This is a genomic window from Pantoea sp. ME81, from assembly GCF_903970985.1.
Classification (GTDB): Bacteria; Pseudomonadota; Gammaproteobacteria; order Enterobacterales; family Enterobacteriaceae; genus Pantoea; species Pantoea communis.
Genome location: NZ_CAJCKS010000281.1, coordinates 1 through 4,332, shown reverse-complemented (window position 1 = coordinate 4,332; position 4,332 = coordinate 1). Strand labels below are relative to the sequence as shown.

At 53.5% G+C, this 4,332-nt stretch carries 4 protein-coding genes and 2 tRNA genes; all 6 read right to left on the bottom strand.

The genetic code is table 11. The features are described 5' to 3' along the window. Positions 1-85: 85 nt before the first annotated feature. A tRNA-His gene (locus H7A81_RS26170) sits at positions 86-161 on the bottom strand. Positions 162-252: 91 nt separating this feature from the next. Continuing rightward, positions 253-329, bottom strand: a tRNA-Arg gene (locus tag H7A81_RS26165). 158 nt (positions 330-487) lie between these two features. After that, positions 488-1,222, bottom strand: coding sequence for a lipopolysaccharide N-acetylmannosaminouronosyltransferase (gene wecG / locus H7A81_RS26160; protein WP_182059216.1), 735 nt, complete (start codon positions 1,220-1,222; stop codon positions 488-490). Between the two features lie 18 nt (positions 1,223-1,240). Continuing rightward, positions 1,241-2,584, bottom strand: coding sequence for an ECA oligosaccharide polymerase (gene wzyE / locus H7A81_RS26155; RefSeq protein ID WP_182059215.1), 1,344 nt, complete (start codon positions 2,582-2,584; stop codon positions 1,241-1,243). Then, positions 2,581-3,651, bottom strand: a complete 1,071-nt coding sequence (locus tag H7A81_RS26150; RefSeq protein ID WP_182059214.1) for a TDP-N-acetylfucosamine:lipid II N-acetylfucosaminyltransferase — start codon at positions 3,649-3,651, stop codon at positions 2,581-2,583. Before H7A81_RS26150 ends, wzyE begins: the two co-directional genes overlap by 4 nt. Then, the coding region (gene wzxE, locus H7A81_RS26145) for a lipid III flippase WzxE (RefSeq protein WP_182059213.1) at positions 3,648-4,332 on the bottom strand (685 nt) is incomplete at its 5' end. The genes wzxE and H7A81_RS26150, both read right to left, overlap by 4 nt.

Below are 4,332 nucleotides of genomic sequence, written 5' to 3'. Positions count from 1 at the left end.
CTTGAACCCTCACGTCCGTAAGAACACTAACACCTGAAGCTAGCGCGTCTACCAATTCCGCCACCATCGCGTGCCCAGCAAAATTTGGGGTGGCTAATGGGACTCGAACCCACGACAACTGGAATCACAATCCAGGGCTCTACCAACTGAGCTATAGCCACCATAATTCTGGTGCGTAAGCATCTCTGCTTACTATTTTCACTGCATAACGCGGTTAAAACCAACCACCGAAGCTCTTGCGCACAAACTAAATGGCGCGCCCGACAGGATTCGAACCTGAGACCTCTGCCTCCGGAGGGCAGCGCTCTATCCAGCTGAGCTACGGGCGCGTAGCGCCGTTGCGGATGGGCATACTACGGGCTTGACCTCATACTGTCCAGCGCTTTTTTATAAAAAAAACGCGTTTGATTACGCTTTGTGCATTCCGTCGATTATTAATGCAGTTTTGCTGCCTGCACTGATGATATTGCTGAATAAATCGGCGATATCAAAGATCGCCACGCCAATGATAGCGCAAATATTTCAGCAGTTTTAACTGGCGGCGCCAACGCGATGGCTGCCGAATCAAACGATAGAGCCATTCCAGACCTAATTTCTGCCAGATTCGCGGTGCACGCGCAACGTGGCCGGTGAAAACGTCGTAGGTACCGCCCACGCCCATATACAGTGCATGCGGCCAGTGCGCGCGGCAGTCACGCATCAGCAACTCCTGACGCGGCGAGCCCTGCGCCACCGTGACAATCTGTGCACCGCTGGCCGCAATGCGCGCAAACAACGCCTCACGCTCTGTCGGGGCAAAATAGCCATCCTGACTGCCGACGATGTTCACATTCCACTGACGACGCAGTTTGTCACAGGTTTCATCCAGCACCGCCTGACGACCACCAATCAGAAATACCGGAATGCTGCTGCGGCCCGCGCGCTCCATCAGGGCTTCCCACAGATCGGCACCAGCAATGCGACTAACCTGCAACTGCGGATATTTTTTGCGTAAGGAGCGCACAATGCTAATGCCATCCGGATATTTAAATTCCGCTTCAGCAATCAGTGCACGCAGTTGCGCATCTTCTTCCAGCGTCAGCATCTTTTCTGCATTCATCGCCACCAGCGTGCCACAGCGCGGTTTGCCATCCGGCAGCAAGAAGTGCAGGAAGCCGTCCATGTCGTTAAAGGCGTGAAGATCGACACCGCGCAGGTTATAGCGCGGCTTATCGGTTTTCATGAATCATGTTCCCAAAGGTTAAGACAGGCTGTGAACCACCGGCTCGCTACGTGAGCGAATTAAACCCGCGCGCGCTAACAGCCAGTACAGCAATTTAGCCACCGCCATGCAGGCAGCAAAAATAATGCAAAAGAACACCACGCGCGAACCGAAAGCATCCAGCCCTTCACGCGCCAGCACGATCATATTGAAAACCGCGCCGAAGCAGAAGCTCTGCAGAATCGCCCCGCTATAGCGGTTTGAAGCATCACGGCCTTGCAGATAGAGGTTATCGAACCCTTTCATCAGCCAGCCGACGGCAATCGCACCCAGCGGAATAAACCACACGCCGCCCATTACCAGCAACGAACCCAGCAGCGTCGGCGAAATCGCCAGTCCTGAATGGTTGTTCAGCACTTCCCAGGTAAAGTAATTGGCGCTGTTAAGCACAATCGATGGACGGCCAGGCCAGAGCCAGCTCGGGATAAAGACATAAAAGTCACGCCAGATCGGTGCTAAGCCCTGGAAATCAATTTTGTCGTAGTCCTGCAACAACAGCGCGAGGTTTTCCCAGGGTGAGAAAGTATCACGCGTTAAATACAGGAAGGTGTAAAACGCTTCATCGCCCACCACATCGAGGTTATAGCGCCGCAGCGCCAGCCAGAACATGCCCGCAATCGCCATCACGCCTGCGCCCACCAGCATCCACAAGGTGATCCAACCGCGCGTAATACCGATAAACAGGAACAGGGCAAAAGCGATGATGATATTGGCGCGTGTCCCGCCCACCAGCGCATAGGTCAGTAAACCAAACGCCACCGACACCAGCAAAAACCCTAGCCACTGGCGCTGCGTGGGGTTGAGGAAATAACGAATCAGCATCGCCGGAATAAAGAAGTAGAAGAAGCGTTTGAGCGCTACGCCGGACACTTCGCTGGAGAAAATCTGGTTATACGCAGAGAGTCGGAACAACAGTAACCCGTTGTGCATGAAGAACACCGTGACCGTGCCAATCGCCACCAGCGCCAGTAACAGGCAGGTAAGATGGGTTTCGACTCGGTTCATCTGCAACCAGGGTTTGCGCGGTGCAGCGTTGATCGGCCTCAACCGGACTTTATAACTGACGTAATAAATCGCATAAAAACTGGTCGCGGCCAGCAACGCCTGCAACAGGTACTCCGGCGGCACCACTTCCACATTAAAACGGAACACCAACACGCTAGTTAGCGGGAACCCGAAATAAAAAGTCAGCAAATATAAAATGGTGAAGAACAGGTGAAAGTTAAAGCGCACCCGTTTAAATTCCCGCCAGGTCAGCGTCAAAATGAAACCCAGCGAGAACAGATAAACCACCAGCAGACCACTAAACTGCATCAGGCTCATGTTCTCTCCCTTTCACTCAGGGTCAACGCGTTGCGCCAGCCAGCCAGATAACCAGGGGCGAAAAAGGCAATCGCGGATTTATCACACTGTGCCAGCTGCCGCTGAGCTTCAGCCACACTCGACGCATCCAGTGCATCTTCACTAAAAAGAACCGGCAACCCTTGTTCGCTGAGGTCGCGCCAGAACGGATTTTTGCGGTTCAGCACAAAGGGAATATTGGCCTGAATCAGCAAACATAACGTGCCAATGCCTTGCTGGCGCTCGAACATAAAATAGCCGAGCTGACAGTCGCTGAGCAATTGCAGATAGGTGTCAAAATCTATCTTGTCGCGCAATAAGGTTACCTGACCTTGGGGGAACAGGCGCTGCGCGTCCGTGTTGATCTCTTCTATGTACTCATGATTATTTTCCGGGTAGCCCAGCGGGACCAGTATTTTCACCCGATCGCCAAACTGCGCTCGAATCGCCTGCAAGCCTTCAATATGGTTGTTGCTGCGATCGCCTGAGTTACCCAACAGCACGGTGAAATCACCGCTCGTGCTACCACCCGGCACTGCGGCATTGGGCATGCGTGTTGGGAAATAGAGCAGTGAAGTGGGCACACGCGGATGGCGTTGTTGAAAAAAGTGCAAATCCCCACGCGTTGCGAACACGTGAGCAATGCGACGCTGTGCCAGGCGGCGCAGCAGATAAAACAACTGATACTTCAGGCCACGCCCTTCTTCATACAAATCAGCGCCCCAGATATGCCAGAATGCCTGCTCACGCCGTAATTTACCGCTGAGCAAAGCCAGCCAGATTTGCGGATTGAATTGTCCATGAAAGAAGAAGCGTTGCGTACGATCAGCCGCACGGGACATTACCGCCTGTGCAAGTGCGCGCTTGCTGGGATAGCTTTCGATTTGCAGCGCGGTATAAGCTTGCAGCGCTTCAGGCGTTGAAGTCACCACCATAAACTGGCGCGGTCCAGCACCCGGCAATTCGGTGCTCATCACCTCATTAAAGAAGCGCAACACCGTATGGTTATGATGTGGGATATCCGATCCCAGCACGTGAAATAAAGTCATTTTTTTCGGCAATAAATCATAAAGGCGCCACAGCAAAGGGCGAAGTAGAGCACGTAAGTCGCCATATAGGCTTGTGCGGCTCCGGCGGTTCCATGTAATGGAATCAGCCAATGTGAGAACGCGGTTAACAGCACAAACTGGCTGATTTCCGTCAAAATATAAAAGCGCAGTGAAGCTTTAGCGATCACCAGATATCCGAAAACATAGGCGCCAACTTTAAAGACGTCACCGCATAACTGCCAGACAAACAGGTCCCGCATCGCGGTAAACTGCGGTGAAAACAGCAGCCAAATGGCGACATCACGCAGTAACCACACGCAGAAACTCGCAGCCGCCACTGCAGGTAACACAAAACGCAGCGCACGCCCAATTTCACGCGCAATCTGCGGCTTACTTTCCAGTCGCGCCAGCGTCGGCAGTAACCAGACACTAAAAGTCGCCGTGATAAATTGCAGATAGGCATCGGAAATACTGGTCACACCCTGCCACAGGCCTACCTGCGCCCACCCCTGCTGTTCGGCCAGCAGATTACGCATCATCACCCACGCCACTGGCAGGGTCACGGAGGTGATAAGCGCCATCAGGGTGAATTTTGCCAGATTTCGCGCCAAATCCGGCTGCCAGCTCGGTGTTAACCAGCGCAGTGGCAGCACCTGACGATGACGGCGCAGCATCAGCAGT